This is a genomic window from Pollutimonas bauzanensis, from assembly GCF_900129885.1.
GTDB lineage: Bacteria > Pseudomonadota > Gammaproteobacteria > Burkholderiales > Burkholderiaceae_B > Pollutimonas > Pollutimonas bauzanensis.
The window spans coordinates 213,347-228,475 of sequence record NZ_FQXE01000005.1; the positions used below are offsets into that span (position 1 = coordinate 213,347).

A 15,129-nucleotide genomic window follows, 5' to 3' on the forward strand; every position below is an offset into this window, starting at 1 on the left:
GCCAGGTTTTACGCGGGAGGGCATGGAACTTGCTGTCGTCGGATCCCGGCAGGCATGCCGCCACGCGCGGCGTGCCGCCTGTTCAGATGAGGAGCCTTTCAGCCATGCATACCGTACTCGAAGACAAGCTGCGCGCCCACGTGCCGGCGGAACCGCCCGACATGCCGCCGTCCGTGCCGCCGGACAGGCCCCCCGAAACCGATCCGCCGAAGCCGGACGATGTGCCGCCGCCGCATGAGCCGAATGACGTGCCGCCTACGCCCAATCCCGACGATCTGCCGCCCCCGGGTGAACCGGAGCCCGGCATCGACCTGCCCCCGCGGGAATTCCCGCCCGAGCCGGAAAGGTTTTCCTAATTGGCCGGTTCCATGTAAAGACTGGGCGGCGTGGCTTGCCACGGCGCGTCGCCGGACGCGCGCGTGATGAAATCCAGGCCGCTCAGCAGGAACAGCAGGCTCAGGGTGATCGCGCCAAAGATGGCGACCAGGCGTATCACCGGCGCCGCCTCGCGCAAGTGCATGAAGAATGCGATGACCAGCCCCGCCTTGGCGAGGGCGGCGAGCGCGTTGACGAGCGTATTGCCCGCTCCCAAGGGGACGTAGGAACACGCCACCGTGACGCCCAGCAATAGCAGCAGGGCTATCCAGACCTTGAGCGCCCGCGCGACAGGCTTGCCGGGTTTCGTCATGGAGCGCGTCCTATCAGGTACAGCGCGGGGAACAGGAATATCCAGATGATATCCACGAAATGCCAGTACAGGCCGGTGGCGTCCAGGCGGCGCATGGCCGCGCAGCCGGGGACGCGCGAATAATGCAGCCGCGCGGCCAGCACCAGCGCGATGCCTATGGCCAGATGCAGCGCGTGCAGCAGGGTGCTGGCGAAATAAATGAAATAGAACAGCTCGGCGCCTTGCTGATCCGTGCCATGGGCCAGGTGGAAGCCCGGCCCCGGTATCAGATGCTCATGGCTGTCCTGGAGATATTCATTGCCTTTCAAGAACAGGAAGCAAAGCGCCAGCAGGACGGTAATATCGAAAGCCCGGCATGCCGCTTTGCGCGCGCCGGTCCTGGCGAATTCCAGGCCCAGGGCGATGCTCAGGCTGCTGGTCAGCAGGATGGCCGTATTGATGCTGCCCGACACGATGTCCGTGCTGCGCCCCGCCTGGGCGAAGGCGTCCGGCATTTCATAGCGTCCGACCGCATAGGCGAAGAATATCGGTCCGAAGAACATGATTTCGGAAGCCAGGAAGATCCACATTCCCAGCCGGCTGCGCTGGTCCTGTTCGATGCGCGCCGCGTCAGAGCTCATGGCGGCGCCTGCCGGGGATCGTGTTGCGGGTCATAATCATAGGGGTCGTTGCCGCCGTCGGGTTCGGCATCGAAATTGTGTGTCGGCGGCGGCGACCGGGTCTGCCATTCCAGGCCGCCGCCCAGCCAGGGGTTGCGGCCCGCCCGCTGGCCGCGCCAGCACGACCATGCCAGATAGCATAGCGGCAGGAAGTAGCCCACGGCCAGGATGCCGGCACCGGCCGACGACAGCACATTCAATACCTGGAATTCGGGCGGATAGCTGTGATAGCGCCGGGGCATGCCTTGATAGCCCAGCAGGTACTGCGGGAAGAACGTCAGGTTGAAGCCGCAGAAAATGACGATCGCCGCCACCCGCGCCCAGGACTCCGGATACAGGCGGCCGGTGATCTTCGGCCACCAGAAGTGCAGCGCGCCCAGATAAGCCATCACCGCGCCGCCCACCATGATGTAATGAAAATGCGCCACCACAAAATAGGTGTCGGTGACATGCACGTCGATCGCCAGCGAGGCCAGGAACAGGCCGGTGAGGCCGCCCTGAAGAAACAGGATGACGAAGCCGAGCGCGTACAGCATGGGCGCGGTGAACGATATCGAGCCCTTGTACAGGGTGGCCGCCCAGTTGAAGACCTTGATCGCCGAGGGCACGGCGACCAGAAAGCTCAACACCGAGAACACCATGCTGGCATAGACCGACTGCCCGCTGACAAACATATGGTGGCCCCACACCAGGAAGCTGATGATGGCGATGCCGATGATGGCATAGGCCATGTAGCGGTAGCCGAACACGCGCTTGCGCGCAAAGCAGGGAATGATTTCGCTGGCCACTCCCATGGCCGGCAGTATCATGATGTAGACCGCCGGGTGGGAGTAGAACCAGAACAAGTGCTGGAACAGCAGGGGGTCCCCGCCCAGGGCCGGGTTGAACAGGCCGACATGCGCCAGCCTCTCGAACGCCAGCAGGACCAGGGTGATCGCCAGCACCGGCGTGGCCAGCACCAGGATGACGCTGGTCGCGTAGATCGCCCACACGAACAGGGGCATGCGGAACCAGCCCATGCCCGGCGCGCGCAAGGTATGCACGGTGACGATGAAGTTGAGCCCCGTCAGGATGGACGAGAAGCCGACGACCAGCACCCCGGCCAGGGTCAGTATCACGTTCGTGTTGGAGAACAGGGTGGAATAAGGAGTATAGAAGGTCCAGCCCGTATCGACGCCGCCAAGAATGAGGGTCAGCACGATGAACAGGCCGCCGCCCGCGTACAGGTACCAGCTCAGCAGATTGAGCCGGGGAAATGCCAGGTCGCGCGTTCCTATCATCAGCGGCAGCAGGAAATTGCCAAACACCGAAGGAATCGATGGAATCAGGAACATCCAGACCATGATGACGCCGTGCGCCGTGAACAGGCGGTTATAGGTGTCGGCGCCGACGATGTCCGCTTGCGGCGTCAGCAGCTCCAGCCGCATCAGCGCGGCGGCCACCGCGCCGATGAAGAAGAACATCGTGATGGATACGGCGTAGAGTATTGCTATGCGCTTGTGGTCGTGGCTGCGCAGCCACGATGCGAGGGTGTATCCATCCTGCAGATAGCTGGGCGATAAGGCGGTCATGGTTGCTGTTTTTCCGTGTGAGGGTCGCCGCTGGCGCGGATATATTCGATGATGGCCATGATGTCTTCCTCGCTCAGCTGGCCCTTGAAAGAAGGCATGATGGGCGCATAGCCGGCCACCATCTGCTTCTGCGGCTCGACGATGGAATCGTGCACATAGGTTTCATCGGCCACCAGGATGCTGCCGTCTTCCAGATGAACGCTGCGCCCCAGCAGGCCGGCGAGCAGGGGCGCATGCACGGTCGAGCCGGTGCTGTGGCAGCCCGCGCAGCCGTGTTCGCGGAACAGCGTGAAGCCGCGCTGCGCCATGCCGGGCTGGCTGGTCCCTTCTTCCAGCCAGCGGGCATAGTCTTGCGGCTGCATCACCATGACGCGGCCTATCATGGAGGCATGATCGGTGCCGCAATATTCGGCGCACAAAAGATGGTAGACACCTTCTTTATTGGCCTTGAACCAGAGGATGCTGTAGCGGCCCGGCACCACATCCTGCTTCTGGCGAAACGCCGGCACGAAAAAACTGTGTATCACATCCTGCGAGGCCATCACCAGCTTGACCGGGGTGTCGATCGGGACATGCAATTCATTGATTTCGCGCCGCCCATTGCCGTGCTCTATCTTCCACATCCACTGCCTGCCGACCACGAAAACCGGCGTCGCGTCGGCGGGAGGGCGGTACATTTCCGCGTAATATTTTGCCGCCCAGGCGAAGAGGCCTAGAAAGACCAGCAAAGGGGCGATAGTCCATGCCGCCTCCAGACCGCCGCCATGGCTGGGCGCATTGCTGCGGTCGGCGGGAGAATTCCTGCGGTAGCGGAAACAGAACCAGATGATCACGCCCAGGAAAATGCCCGCTATCAAGGTCGAAAAGCCGACCAGGGCCAGGTAGAGGATATCGCTGCGTCCGGCGGCTTCGGATGCGCTGGGTCCCAGCAGGGTGAAGTTGTCGCTCATCGGCGCCTCCGCGCCCGGCGCGACAACAGCCAGACCCAGCCCGCCAGCGCCAGCATTGTCGCCGCGCCGATGATGCGCAGCAAGGCCATTACGGCAATGTTGTAGCGCCCCTCGAGCGGATCGTAATGGCTGCATAGCAATACCAGCCGCTCTGACAGGCTGCCGATGCGATAGCGCGAGGCTTCGATCAAGGCCAGCCGTATATCGCGCGCGTCGAAGCGCAGGCCGGGAAAATAGCGCGACACCAGGCCATCGGGCGTGGCGACGACAAAGCCGGCCGGATGCGTGTATTGATCGCTGGCCGGGTCATACGAGTAATCGAAACCGGCTTGCCGCGCGACGCCGGCGATGGCCGCGGGGCCGCCGGTCAGCAAATGCAGGCTGCGCGCCTGCGTCCCGTCGTCCGCGGCCAGGTAGGCGGCGCGCTTGCGCAGCGCGGCGGCGGGGGTTTCGCGCGGGTCTATGCTGATGGCCACGATGGCGTAGGGCAAGTCCAGCAACTGGGCCATTTGCAGCACGCCGTCCATGACGGTCGAGCACAGCCGCGGGCAATGGTAATAGCCCAGCACCAGAATGACGGGGCGCCCCTGGAAGAAATCGCCCAGGCGCCGCGGCGCGCCGTTTTCATCGCGAAAGCTGGCCTGCAGCGGCAGCTGGGCGCCCAGCTTTTGGGTGTATCCGGCCGCGGGCCAGGCCAGGGCGGGCCAGCAGCAACACGCCAGCAATAGCAGGCGCAGTTTCTTCATGGCGGCTCCTGCCGGCCGGCCGGCCCCGTCTTGGCCGTCATGGCTTGCATGGCGGCCTGCAATGGAATGCGGGCCAGCCCTTTTTCCTTGTCTATCCATGCATAGCCGTGTATCAGCCGGTCTTTTTCGGCCAGATAGGCGGCCAGCGAGATCTGCGGGGCGGCTTCGAGACCGGGCGGCGGGCCCAGCGCCGCGGCCGGGGCGGGCTGGTCGTCAACGGCTTGCAATCGCCATCTGTGGACCAGGCCCGCCGCGACGGCGATGACGATGGCGAGCACGCCGAACAGCAGCGCTATCAGCCTCAAAGCGCCCTTGAGCTGGGCAGGCTTGATGTCAGCTTCCGGCATGGCCCGCTCCTTGCCTGCCGATATCCGGCAAGGCTGGCCCGCACGGCCGCTGAACACCGGCGGCGCCGGCCCACAGCAGGGCCGCCATCCCCACGAGCGTCAGGGGGCACATCCAGACGATGTTCGGGTCCAGGGCGCTTATGGACGGCAGCACCAGCCATGCCGATTCCATGGCCCCCATGAGGCATAGCCACCCCGCCAGGGCTTTGAGACACTTGGCGTTTTCCTTGAATGCGCGGAACAGCAGCAGCAACAGGGGCAGGGAGAAATCGGCCACGATCAGCGCCAGGCCCAGCCATTGCCAGGGCGGCGCCATGCGGGGCAGATACCAGGCGATCTCATGCGGCAGGTTTCCGGCCCAGATGATCTGGAACTGGACAAAGGCCAGATAGCCCCACATCAGCACATACATCAGCAGCAGGTTGCCCAGGTCGCGCCGTTGCCCCGGCGTAGCCTGGCGGGCGCCGCGGAAGACGGCCAGGGCGAAGGCCGCCTTCATCTGCATGGCGATGGCCAGCAGGCCGAAGCCGCTCGAATACCAGCCGGGCATCAGCGCCATGACCAGGTCGACCGCCGCCAGGCTGACGCTGTAGCCCAGGGCCAGCATGCCGAAGGCGCTATATCCCTTGCCTGGACCGCCGGCATCGCCGCGGCCTGGTCTGCGCCGGGAAAGCCAGATCAGCGCATTCCAGAGCGCGACATAGGCCAGCAGGCGCCCCGTCACGAAACCCGGCTCCAGCCACAGCGTCTTGAAGGCCGGGCGGCTCAGGCCTTGCGCCCAGTCGCGGCTGGCCCATGGATACATGGAATGGATCGCCAGGAACAGTGGCAGCATCAGCAGGGACAGCGCGGCGATGGCGCCGGCCGCGCGCCGCAGGGGCTGGCGCAGCGGGTCTATCCACGATCCTCCGGTCAAGGCGTGCAGCCACAGATTGGCCTGCGCGCCCAGCACCACGCCCGCGCAGGCCCACCAGCCGACCAGCCAGGCGGCGAAGAAGGCCGTGCTGTCGATCAAACCTCCTGCGGCGCAGCCCGCCAGCGCCAGCGCGCCCGTCACGGCGGCGGCCAGTCGCAGGCGCGGCTGCTCGAGCGCCGTCATGGCGCGGCCCCGCCATCGGTTTTTTCCAGCGCCTGTCTTGCGCCGCGTTGCACGTCCGGCGGCAAATCGGACAAATAGGCATGCTGGCTGAGCTGAAGCGCGCGGACAAAGGCGACGATGGCCCATCGGTCGGTGGCGCGGATACGGTCGCCATAGGGCGCCATGACGCCGTAGCCGGCGCCGATGACTTCGAAAATATGCCTGTCGGACGCCTGGCGCAGGCGATCGGTGTGGAAGGAGGGCGGGGCGGGAAAGCCGCGGCGCACCACCCGGCCGTCGCCATCGCCGGCCGGGCTGTGGCATGGCAGGCAATAGATGGAATAGCGCTCCTGGCCGCGCAGCAGCAATTGCGCGGTGACGGGATAGGGCTGGCTTGCCGCGGCGGCGGCGCGGGCATCCGCGGCTACCGCGTCTTGCCCATGGCGGCCGCTGCTGGTGCCGGCCAGCGCGCCGCGCGAGTTGGGCACGGTCCCCGCCGGCGGCGTGCGCGACGAGGCGCCATCGGCAAACAGCGGATTGGCGCTATAAGCCTTGTCGCGCGGCTGGTCGTACATATTCTTGAGGCTGCGTTCGCAGCCGGCGAGCAGCAGCGGCGCCAATAGCGGCATCAATAGCGCGGCAAGCAGCGGCAAGCGTCGTGTCATGCGGCGTTTCATGCGGCCACCTCGACGACGGCGACGGGCCCATGGCGGCGCAACAGTTCTTGCGCCTGGGTGCTGTCGAAATCATCATCGACCGCGCGCAGGCACAGGAAAAAGCGGTCGCGGCTGGCGAGATCAAAGCCCTCCGCGGCAAATACCGGATGGTTCAGCCTGGGCAGGCCATTGGCGGCCAGCATGCCGGCGACGGCGGCCACGGCCGCGAGCAGTATGGTCAATTCGAACGACACCGGCACGAACATGGGCCAGCTGTGCAGGGGCCGGCCGCCTATGTCGAGGGGAAAAGCGATCACCGCCGCATACCACTGCATGAAATATCCGCCCACCCCGCCTATTACGCCGCCGATCAGCGCGAACAGCGGCACGGCATTGCGCGGCAGGTCCAGGGCCTGCGACAGGCCTTCGACGGGATAAGGCGTATAGGCCTCCAGATTCTTCGCGCCGCCGGCGCGCAATGACTGTATGGCGGCCAGCAGTTCGTCCGGCTTGCGGAACTGCGCCATGACGCCGTAGAGCCCATGCTTCATGGCCTGGCCTCCCGCGCCGTCTCATGCACCAGGCCGCGCATTTCCGTCATGGAAATCAGCGGCAGGAAACGCACGAACATCAGGAACAGCCATATGAACATGGCGATCGAAGACAGCAGGAAAGTCCAGTCCCAGAAGGTCGGAACGAACAGCCCCCACGATGAAGGCAGGAAATCGCGATGCAGACTCTGCACGACGATCACGAAGCGTTCCAGCCACATGCCGATATTGATGAAAATGCTGATGGCGAACAGCGCGGCGACACTGCGCCTGACCCTGCCAAACCACAGCAATTGCGGCAGCGCGACATTGCACGCAATATAAGCCCAGTACAAAGGCGCATACGCGCCCATGAAGCGATCGGTGGTCATGGCTATCTCGAATTCGTCGCCGCTGTAGTAGGCCGTGAATATTTCCGAGAGATAGCCATAGGCGACGATCATGCTGCAGGCCAGGATGACCTTGGCGGCCAGCGACAGGTGCCGCAAGGTAATGAAGTCGTGCAGCCGGAAATAGCGGCGCAGCGGAATGGCCAGCGTCAGCACCATGGCGAAGCCGGAAAACAGCGCGCCGGCGACGAAATAAGGCGGAAAGATCGTCGAGTGATAGCCGGGCGTATTGCCTATGGCGAAATCCAGCGACACCACCGTATGCACGGACACCACCAGCGGCGTGGCCAGCCCGGCCAGCAGCAGATAGGCGGTTTCGTAGCGGTCCCAATGGCGCGCGTCGCCGCGCCAGCCCAGCGCGAACAGACCATAGGCGATGCGCCTGGCGCGGCGGGTGGCCTTGTCGCGCAATGAGGCCAGGTCGGGGATCAGCCCGACGTACCAGAAAAGCAGGGATACCAGCAGATAGGTGGCGATGGCGAACATATCCCATACCAGGGGGCTGCGCCATTGCGGCCAGAGCTCCATCCGGTTGGGATAGGGCAGCAGCCAATAGGCGAACCAGGGCCGTCCCAGGTGCAGGATGGGAAACAGGCCGGCGATGCCCGCGGCGAACAGCGTCATGGCCTCGGCGAAGCGATTGATGGAGGTGCGCCAGCGCTGGCGCAGCAGCAAGAGTATGGCCGAAATGAAAGTGCCCGCATGGCCTATGCCTATCCACCACACGAAATTGCTCAGCGCGAATCCCCAGGCCACCGGGATATTGACCCCGAACAGGCCGACGCCGACGGTGAACAGCCAGGCGCTGGCGCCCAGGAACACCACCACGCCGCCAAACGACACCAGCACGGCGACGCGCCATGGCCAATGTTCGCGCCATCCGGCATGCCAGCCCTGGCGGCGCTGCAGGACCAGCCCGGCTATCTTGTCGGTGACGGTGGCGTCGGTCCAGCCGGCCCCCAGCACCGGGGTGCCGGGCGATACCGCGACGCCGTCCCGGGACTCAGCCATGGTCCGCCTCCAGGTCGGCGTCCGGATCGATGATGCGCGCCAGATAAGTGGTCCGCGGACGGGTGTTCAGTTCGTGCAGCAGCGCGTAATCGCGTCCGGAGGCCTTGGCGGCGCTGACGCGGCTGTCCGGGTCATTGATGTCGCCGAAGACAATGGCCTGGGTCGGACAGACCGCCTCGCAGGCCGTGACGATCTCGCCGTCGGCTATCTGGCGGCCGGCCTTTTCCGACTCGATGCGCGCATGCGAAATGCGCTGCACGCAATAGGTGCATTTTTCCATGACGCCGCGGCGGCGGACGGTGACCTCGGGATTCTGCCGGGCGCGGCTGGACGCTTCGGCAGTGTCGGCGTATTGGTAGAAGTTGAAGCGCCGCGCTTTGTAGGGGCAATTGTTGGAGCAGAAGCGCGTGCCCACGCAGCGGTTATAGACCTGCACATTCAATCCTTCCTGATCGTGCATGGTGGCGCCCACCGGGCACACCACTTCGCATGGGGCGTTTTCGCAATGCATGCAGGCAACGGGCTGGAACAGGGTGCGCGCCGCCGCTGCGTCCTGATAGAGATCGATGCGTATCCAGTGCATTTCGCGTCCGTTGGCGACCTCCTGCTTGCCGACCACGGGAATATTGTTTTCGGCCTGGCAGGCGATGGTGCAGGCATTGCAGCCTATGCAGGAGTCGAGGTCGACCGACATGCCCCAGGCGTAGCCGGGATAGTCCCGGGGCGGATACAGGGAGGGCTGCGCGACGCGGCTCGCGGCGGGCGCATCCTTGGCGCCGACGCCGACCAGGCGCACGGTTTCGCGGCCTTCTGCTTCCATATGATTCTGGGTCCGCGCAAACGAGTGCCTGCGCCCGGTGGCTGCTATCGTGACCTGAACGGTGCGCAGCGGCCCGCCGGCCGCGTCGGCGCCCTGCAAGGGGTAGGCGTCGAAGCCCACGCCATTGCCCGTCGAGCCGGCATGGCGGCGGCCGTAGCCCAGCGGCAGCGCCAGTGTGAGCTCGGCCTGCCCCGGCGTGATCCAGACTGGAGCCTGTATCGTTGCCGCGGCGCCCTGGCCGGCGCTGCGAATGGCGACGATGTCGCCATTTTGCAAGCCATGGCGGCGCGCCGTCGCCGGACCTATCTGCGCGGCGTTGTCCCACGTTATCTTGGTGAACGGCCGGGGCAGCTCCTGCAGCCAGGCGCTGTTGGAGAATTCCCCCGCGGCGACCGAGGCATCGAGGACGAAAATAGCGGTCAATATCGGGCTCGCCCCATCCCCATCCCCAGCCACGGCGGCCGGATCCAGGTCCGGACCGCTGGCCGGAGTCCGCGGCTCCGGTTCGAGGGCCGGCTCGGCCCTTGTAGCGTTTGTCATGCCGGCGGTGTTTGCGCCGGATTTGCCTGATGCGCCGGGCGTGGCGGACGGCCACACTGGCGGCGCGAGCGCGGCGAGCGCGCCCGGATCCTCGATCAGGCCATTGCGCAGCGCCAGGCTCCAGCGGATCTCGAATTCAGCGTCATCGCCGGCCTGCCAGCGCTCGCGCCAGGTTTTGCGCACGTGTTCATAAGCCGACTTCTCGGTGTCGCCGGCCAGCAAGGCCATCAGGGCATGAGGCGCGAGGCCGCCATAAAGCGGCGCGATCAAAGGCTGCGCCAGGCTCGCCGTGCCGTCGAGGCTGCAGGCGTCCCCCCAGCTTTCCAGGTCGTGCGCCTGGGGCAGATGCCAGGTGGCGCTGTGGCCCGTCTCGTCGCGGTAAAGGCCCATGTGCACCGAACAGGGGACATGCCCGAGCGCGCCGCTGAAGTCCAGCGCCGCAGGCGCGTCATAGCCGGGGTTGCTTCCCAGCATGGCCAGCACTTGCACTTCGTCCTTGAACATGGCGTCGACCAGTTCGGCCAGGCCGGCGGGCTGCCCCTGATCGGCCACGGCAATCACGGTTTTTCCTATATTGCCCAGGTGCTGGTTCAGCCGCCAGGCAAGCTCATGGCTGGCCATTGACAACGCCGGCCCCGGGGCCAGCAGCGATGCGCCTTGCGCCGCCCGCAATTGCGCCGCCAGCGCGCTTATCCAGCGTTCGCCGCCCGGCGCGCCGGGCGCCGGATGGTCTTGCGGCATAAGCGCTGGGCCGTCGCCGGGGGCCACGCCGAGCTTTTCGGCCAGGCGCCGCAGCAGGCCATCGATGGCGGCCGGCGGCAAGGACAGGCGCTGGTCGGCGACCGCGCCGCAGAGGGTGGGCGTCGCCTCGACCGCATAAAGGCGGTTGCGCGCCTGGCTGCCGCGGCGCCGCTGCATGAAATCATGCGCATTGCGCGCACTATTGGGAAGCAGGCTGAACAGGTCGCAGTCCAGCGTCACGACGACGCGGGCCTGGTCCAGCCGATAGCGGGCGGCGACGAACTTGCCGAACAGGCGGCTCGCCGCGGCGCCGGCGGCCGCGTCCCTGGCGGGATCGTGGCGGTGCCAGCGCGCTTGCGGGTAGCGGCGCTGCCACCGCCCGATCTGGGCCAGCAGCGTGGGCGAAGTCAGCGACCCGGTCAGCAGCCGCAAACCCTTGCCGCCCGTCGCGTCCAGCGCCTGCAGGCGCGGCTGGACATCGCCCTGAAAAGCGTCCCAAGTGGAAATCTGCGCGCCTTTCATGACGGTCCGCGAGCGGTCCGGGTCCCAGAGCTGCAGAATGGCGGCCTGGGAAAAGACATCGGTCGCGCCCAGGCTGGCGGGGTGGGCCGGGTTGCCCTCGACCTTGATCGGCCGGCCCATATTCGTCTCGACCAGCACCCCCATCCCATAGCCGCCGCGCAGTAAGGTGGTGGCGTAGAAGACCGGCTCTCCCGGCACCGTGCCCTCGGGCATGTCGACATAGGGCACGATGGCTTCGGGCGTTTCGTTGCCGCAGCCCGCGCCGGCCAGCGCCGCCGACACCGCCATGGTCTTGAGGAAGCGGCGGCGGCCGTCGTCGGGCGGTTCTTGCCCGGAGTGGGAGCCTGGTCCGGAGGCGGGAGGAATGCGTCGAGGTGGCATGGCTTATCGATGGCAGGTGGAACAGTCTGTCAGGCGCTGCGTGCTTTGCAGCCCCAGCGCATGCAACAACTGTGCCTGCTCCTGGGCGCTGATGCGCGGCGCGGCGCTCATGGCGTATACATGGCCGAGAGGGCCCACATATTTGGCCGGCTCGCGGTGGCAGTTCAGGCACCACTGCATGTCCAGCGGCTCCTGGCGCAGCATGGCGGGCATGCGGTCCACATGCCCATGGCAGGTAATGCAGGCGACGCCCTTGTTGACATGGATGCTGTGATTGAAAAAGACGAAATCGGGCAGGTCGTACACGCGGTTCCAGCGTATGGGCTTGCCCTCGCGCAGGCTGGCGTGCAAAGGCGCCAGCGCGGGCGCATCGCGATACAGCTGCGCGTGGCAGCTCAGGCAGATGCCGGTGGACGGCATGCCGGCCGTGGCGGAAGTATCGACCGATGTATGGCAGTAACGGCAGTCTATGCCATCGTCGCCGACATGATGCTTGTGGCTGAACGCTATCGGCTGGTCCACGGCAACTCCTTCGGCGACGGGGTAGGTGGCCTGCCAGATCATGCCCAATATGGTCAGCACGATCAATCCGGCCGGCACCAGCAGTATCAATTTCATCAGCAAGACATCAGAGCGTTCGAACAGTTGCGGCATGGCTCCTCGATTGCGCGATCGCGCCGCTGCGCGGCGCTGTTGAGCTTGTCGCCCAAGGCCGGATTGGTAACGGCGGGTAACGGCAGCCTTAGCAACTTTCATTCCTGCCGCGCGCCCTGCCGTGGAGGCCGGCGTCCCTGCCCGGCAATGCAAGATTTACACAGGCGGACGGGGCCTGCCCGCTTGCCAGATGATGAGGCGAGTTCTAGAATGATTTGCGCAGCGGGGCGCGTTATTCCACTTGGGCTACTCTCACCACATACAGGAAGATCCAGTCATGAAAAACTCAGTCGACACTGCAAAGACGGGAATCAAGAACAGGCAAAAGGCTTCTTTGGCCACGCCCACCGACCTGGACTCGGCCGCCACCAAAGACATCACCGCGGCGCTCAATGGCATCCTCGCGGACGTATACGCGCTGTATTTCAAGACCAAGAATTTCCACTGGCACATGAGCGGCCCGCATTTCCGCGACTACCACTTGTTGCTCGACGAGCAGGGCAGCCAGCTTTTCGCCATGACCGACCCCATCGCCGAGCGCGTGCGCAAGGTCGGCGGGACCACGCTGCGGTCCATAGGCCATATCAGCCGCAACCAGCGCGTGCTGGACAATGACGCCGAATATGTCGAGCCGCTGGACATGCTGGCCGAATTGCGCGAGGACAACAAGGAGCTCGCCGCCCGCTTGCGCGAGACGCACGGCGTATGCGACGAGCATCGCGATATCGCCAGCGCGAGCCTGATCGAAGTCTGGATCGACGAGACCGAAAGGCGCACCTGGTTCCTGTTCGAAGCCAGCCGCGAAGGCGGCACAGGCGGGCACTAGGGCGGCGGCCGGCGCAGCCCGGCCCCTTCCCGTCAGGCTGGCGCGGTGTGCAGCCGGATCACGGTTCCCCGGGAGCCGCTGCGCACCACCTCCAGGCGCCACTTCAGGCGCTCGCACATCAGCGTCACAATATATAGGCCCAGGCCGCTTAGCGGCGCGCCATCCTGGTTCATGCGTTTTTGCCCGGCCAGGATGGCTTGCTGGCCGGCGCTCATGCCCGGCCCCTCGTCGGCGATCTCAATGGAACCCGGCCGCAGGCGGATCTGGATGCCGCGCGTGGTGTGCTGCAGGGCATTTTGTATCAGATTGCGCAGCAGCATGCGGACGATGGTGGGTTCCGCCAGCACCGTGGCGGACTGGCGGCTGCTCACGGTGACCCTGGCGTGCATGTCCTGGCTGGCCTCCAGGTCTTCCAGGGCCTGTTCGACCAGTTGCGCCAGCGCAAGCGGCTGCTTTTCTTCGCCTGGCTCGCGCCGCGCCAGCTTGAGCAGCATGTCCACGTTGGCGCCCATTTCGGAACAGGCGCGGCGTATCCGCGCCAAGGTGGCCTGGTCGTTTTCATTCAATTGCCGGCGCTGTTCCAGTACGTCCAGCGCGCCCGAAACCACCGCGATGGGGGTGCGCAACTCATGGCTGGCCAAATTGAGCAGCGATTGCTCGCGTTTGACAAAGGACTCCAGCTCGTCCAGGAAGCGGTTGAAGGTCAGGGCTATCGTATGCAGCTCGCTATCCTGGTAATCCAGCGGTATGCGCGGCATGCTGGCGCCCACGGGAATATCGCTGATCTGGTCGGACAGCCGCCGCAGCGGATTCACGATCCGGCGGCTGCTGAGCGCGGCGAGCACCAGGCTCAATCCAAGGATGAGCAGCACGACGACGGCCAGCGCTATCTGGAACAGGGATTCCCGGTCTTCGAAGTGCGTGATGTTCTTGGCGATGTAAAAGACGCCCGTCGGCGATGGCTCGACGCGCACCAGAAAGGTTTTGCCATCGCGCTCCAGCTCGCCCGAGAAGTTGGCCGGCAGATTGCTGAAAATGGCCGGCATGTTGGATGGCATCGCCGCGCCTTGCGGTATATGCGCGACCGCCAGGTTGGCGGTTTCCCAGACCAGCAGGTCAGGGCCGGGCCGATGCTGCAGGAAAACATCGCGTTCCTCGGTGAATTCCACTTGCAGCATGGTGTCTTCCAGATCCTCGTTGACGATCAGGACGGTGGCCACCATGACGGCCATGCTGGACAAGCTTATGGCGAGAATGGCGCGATAGATCCGCCGGCCTATCGATTTCATGGCGCGGCCTTGGGCGGTGGGATCAGGCGGTATCCGCGCCCATGCAGAGTCTTGATCATGGACAGGTGGAAGCCGTCCTGCAGCTGCTTGCGCAAGGCATACACATGGGTGCGCAAGGTATTCATGTCGGCTTCGCGCTCGCCCCAGACGCGGTCGCGCAATTGTTCGTACGAAAGAAAATCGGGGTAGGCCCTGATCAGGGCTTCGAAAATCCGCGCCGCCGTGCCGGACAGTTCCAGCGCCGCGCCATTGTCGGTATGGACTTGCAGCGTTCCCGGATCGAAGCTGACGCCGGGCGCCTGCAGCAGCGCCGCCTTGGCGCCGCCGGCGCGCCGGCGATGCAGCGCTTCGACGCGCAACTGCAGTTCGCGCAGATTGAAAGGCTTGACCAGGTAATCGTCGGCGCCCAAGGTAAAGCCCTGCTCTTTGTCGTCCAGCTGATCCTTGGCGGTCATCAATATGACCGGCGTGCCGCACTGGATGTCGCTGCGCAGGCGGCGGCACACCTCGAAACCGGACAGGCCGGGCAGCATCACGTCCAGAACGATGACATCGTAGTCGTTGGTGGCGATCAGGTGCAAGGCGGTCAGCCCGTCGGAGGCGAAATCCAGCACGTAGCGCTGATCGCTGAAGTACTCCGACAGGTTCTGCGCCAGCGCCACATGGTCTTCGACTAGCAGTAAACGGATGCGGTCCTGGAAGGCGGTCAT

General features: G+C 65.2%; 16 protein-coding genes. 2 read left to right on the forward strand and 14 right to left on the reverse strand.

The annotated features are described in order from the left end of the window. Window positions 1–104: 104 nt before the first annotated feature. On the forward strand, window positions 105–356 hold the full coding sequence (locus BUB23_RS11485; protein WP_073103259.1) for a hypothetical protein: 252 nt from the start codon (window positions 105–107) through the stop codon (window positions 354–356). On the opposite strand, the gene BUB23_RS11490 is transcribed toward BUB23_RS11485, so the two are convergent. The 12 genes from BUB23_RS11490 to BUB23_RS11545 are packed head-to-tail and all read right to left on the reverse strand — an operon-like array spanning window position 353 to window position 12,304. Next, window positions 353–688 carry a cytochrome C oxidase subunit IV family protein gene (locus tag BUB23_RS11490; RefSeq protein WP_073103260.1) on the reverse strand — a complete coding sequence of 112 codons (336 nt, stop codon included), beginning with the start codon at window positions 686–688 and terminating at the stop codon, window positions 353–355. The two genes, BUB23_RS11485 and BUB23_RS11490, sit on opposite strands and share 4 nt — an antisense overlap. Further along, a complete protein-coding gene (locus tag BUB23_RS11495; RefSeq protein WP_073103261.1) occupies window positions 685–1,308 on the reverse strand; it encodes a cytochrome c oxidase subunit 3 in 624 nt (207 codons plus the stop codon). Before BUB23_RS11495 ends, BUB23_RS11490 begins: the two co-directional genes overlap by 4 nt. Beyond that, window positions 1,305–2,918 carry a cytochrome c oxidase subunit I gene (gene ctaD, locus BUB23_RS11500; RefSeq protein ID WP_073103262.1) on the reverse strand — a complete coding sequence of 538 codons (1,614 nt, stop codon included), beginning with the start codon at window positions 2,916–2,918 and terminating at the stop codon, window positions 1,305–1,307. The genes BUB23_RS11495 and ctaD overlap by 4 nt, the downstream gene beginning before the upstream one ends. Beyond that, window positions 2,915–3,868 carry a cytochrome c oxidase subunit II gene (gene coxB / locus BUB23_RS11505; RefSeq protein ID WP_073103263.1) on the reverse strand — a complete coding sequence of 318 codons (954 nt, stop codon included), beginning with the start codon at window positions 3,866–3,868 and terminating at the stop codon, window positions 2,915–2,917. Before coxB ends, ctaD begins: the two co-directional genes overlap by 4 nt. Further along, on the reverse strand, window positions 3,865–4,614 hold the full coding sequence (locus BUB23_RS11510) for an SCO family protein (RefSeq protein WP_073103264.1): 750 nt from the start codon (window positions 4,612–4,614) through the stop codon (window positions 3,865–3,867). The genes coxB and BUB23_RS11510 overlap by 4 nt, the downstream gene beginning before the upstream one ends. After that, complete coding sequence (locus BUB23_RS11515; protein ID WP_073103265.1) at window positions 4,611–4,961, reverse strand: hypothetical protein; 351 nt, start codon at window positions 4,959–4,961, stop codon at window positions 4,611–4,613. Before BUB23_RS11515 ends, BUB23_RS11510 begins: the two co-directional genes overlap by 4 nt. Further along, on the reverse strand, window positions 4,948–6,060 hold the full coding sequence (locus BUB23_RS11520; RefSeq protein ID WP_073103266.1) for a hypothetical protein: 1,113 nt from the start codon (window positions 6,058–6,060) through the stop codon (window positions 4,948–4,950). Before BUB23_RS11520 ends, BUB23_RS11515 begins: the two co-directional genes overlap by 14 nt. Beyond that, entirely contained in the window at window positions 6,057–6,704 is a 648-nt protein-coding gene (locus tag BUB23_RS11525; RefSeq protein ID WP_084135972.1) for a c-type cytochrome, read from the reverse strand. Before BUB23_RS11525 ends, BUB23_RS11520 begins: the two co-directional genes overlap by 4 nt. 8 nt (window positions 6,705–6,712) lie before the next feature. After that, entirely contained in the window at window positions 6,713–7,246 is a 534-nt protein-coding gene (locus BUB23_RS11530; RefSeq protein WP_143160956.1) for a DUF3341 domain-containing protein, read from the reverse strand. Next, window positions 7,243–8,646, reverse strand: a complete 1,404-nt coding sequence (gene nrfD / locus BUB23_RS11535) for an NrfD/PsrC family molybdoenzyme membrane anchor subunit (RefSeq protein WP_073103268.1) — start codon at window positions 8,644–8,646, stop codon at window positions 7,243–7,245. Before nrfD ends, BUB23_RS11530 begins: the two co-directional genes overlap by 4 nt. Continuing rightward, window positions 8,639–11,650 carry a 4Fe-4S dicluster domain-containing protein gene (locus BUB23_RS11540; protein WP_245801241.1) on the reverse strand — a complete coding sequence of 1,004 codons (3,012 nt, stop codon included), beginning with the start codon at window positions 11,648–11,650 and terminating at the stop codon, window positions 8,639–8,641. Before BUB23_RS11540 ends, nrfD begins: the two co-directional genes overlap by 8 nt. A 3-nt stretch (window positions 11,651–11,653) precedes the next feature. Continuing rightward, entirely contained in the window at window positions 11,654–12,304 is a 651-nt protein-coding gene (locus tag BUB23_RS11545) for a cytochrome c3 family protein (protein ID WP_073103270.1), read from the reverse strand. A 277-nt stretch (window positions 12,305–12,581) separates the two neighbouring features. Between BUB23_RS11545 and BUB23_RS11550 the strand changes: the two genes are divergently transcribed. Beyond that, on the forward strand, window positions 12,582–13,130 hold the full coding sequence (locus tag BUB23_RS11550; protein WP_073103271.1) for a Dps family protein: 549 nt from the start codon (window positions 12,582–12,584) through the stop codon (window positions 13,128–13,130). Between the two features lie 32 nt (window positions 13,131–13,162). Here the strand turns inward: BUB23_RS11550 and BUB23_RS11555 are convergent, their stop codons facing one another. After that, window positions 13,163–14,419: a HAMP domain-containing sensor histidine kinase gene (locus BUB23_RS11555; RefSeq protein ID WP_073103272.1), complete on the reverse strand. Its 1,257-nt coding sequence runs from the start codon at window positions 14,417–14,419 to the stop codon at window positions 13,163–13,165. Continuing rightward, window positions 14,416–15,129, reverse strand: coding sequence for a response regulator transcription factor (locus tag BUB23_RS11560; RefSeq protein ID WP_073103273.1), 714 nt, complete (start codon window positions 15,127–15,129; stop codon window positions 14,416–14,418). The genes BUB23_RS11555 and BUB23_RS11560 overlap by 4 nt, the downstream gene beginning before the upstream one ends.

Bases quoted from the DNA above. Each gene is read 5' to 3' on its own strand.
- BUB23_RS11510 (WP_073103264.1), bottom strand. From the start codon at position 4,614: ATGAAGAAACTGCGCCTGCTATTGCTGGCGTGTTGCTGCTGGCCCGCC.
- BUB23_RS11485 (WP_073103259.1), top strand. From the start codon at position 105: ATGCATACCGTACTCGAAGACAAGCTGCGCGCCCACGTGCCGGCGGAA.
- nrfD (WP_073103268.1), bottom strand. From the start codon at position 8,646: ATGGCTGAGTCCCGGGACGGCGTCGCGGTATCGCCCGGCACCCCGGTG.
- coxB (WP_073103263.1), bottom strand. From the start codon at position 3,868: ATGAGCGACAACTTCACCCTGCTGGGACCCAGCGCATCCGAAGCCGCC.
- BUB23_RS11515 (WP_073103265.1), bottom strand. From the start codon at position 4,961: ATGCCGGAAGCTGACATCAAGCCTGCCCAGCTCAAGGGCGCTTTGAGG.
- ctaD (WP_073103262.1), bottom strand. From the start codon at position 2,918: ATGACCGCCTTATCGCCCAGCTATCTGCAGGATGGATACACCCTCGCA.
- BUB23_RS11525 (WP_084135972.1), bottom strand. From the start codon at position 6,704: ATGACACGACGCTTGCCGCTGCTTGCCGCGCTATTGATGCCGCTATTG.
- BUB23_RS11555 (WP_073103272.1), bottom strand. From the start codon at position 14,419: ATGAAATCGATAGGCCGGCGGATCTATCGCGCCATTCTCGCCATAAGC.
- BUB23_RS11545 (WP_073103270.1), bottom strand. From the start codon at position 12,304: ATGCCGCAACTGTTCGAACGCTCTGATGTCTTGCTGATGAAATTGATA.
- BUB23_RS11495 (WP_073103261.1), bottom strand. From the start codon at position 1,308: ATGAGCTCTGACGCGGCGCGCATCGAACAGGACCAGCGCAGCCGGCTG.
- BUB23_RS11550 (WP_073103271.1), top strand. From the start codon at position 12,582: ATGAAAAACTCAGTCGACACTGCAAAGACGGGAATCAAGAACAGGCAA.
- BUB23_RS11490 (WP_073103260.1), bottom strand. From the start codon at position 688: ATGACGAAACCCGGCAAGCCTGTCGCGCGGGCGCTCAAGGTCTGGATA.
- BUB23_RS11560 (WP_073103273.1), bottom strand. From the start codon at position 15,129: ATGACCGCCTTCCAGGACCGCATCCGTTTACTGCTAGTCGAAGACCAT.
- BUB23_RS11540 (WP_245801241.1), bottom strand. From the start codon at position 11,650: ATGCCACCTCGACGCATTCCTCCCGCCTCCGGACCAGGCTCCCACTCC.
- BUB23_RS11530 (WP_143160956.1), bottom strand. From the start codon at position 7,246: ATGAAGCATGGGCTCTACGGCGTCATGGCGCAGTTCCGCAAGCCGGAC.
- BUB23_RS11520 (WP_073103266.1), bottom strand. From the start codon at position 6,060: ATGACGGCGCTCGAGCAGCCGCGCCTGCGACTGGCCGCCGCCGTGACG.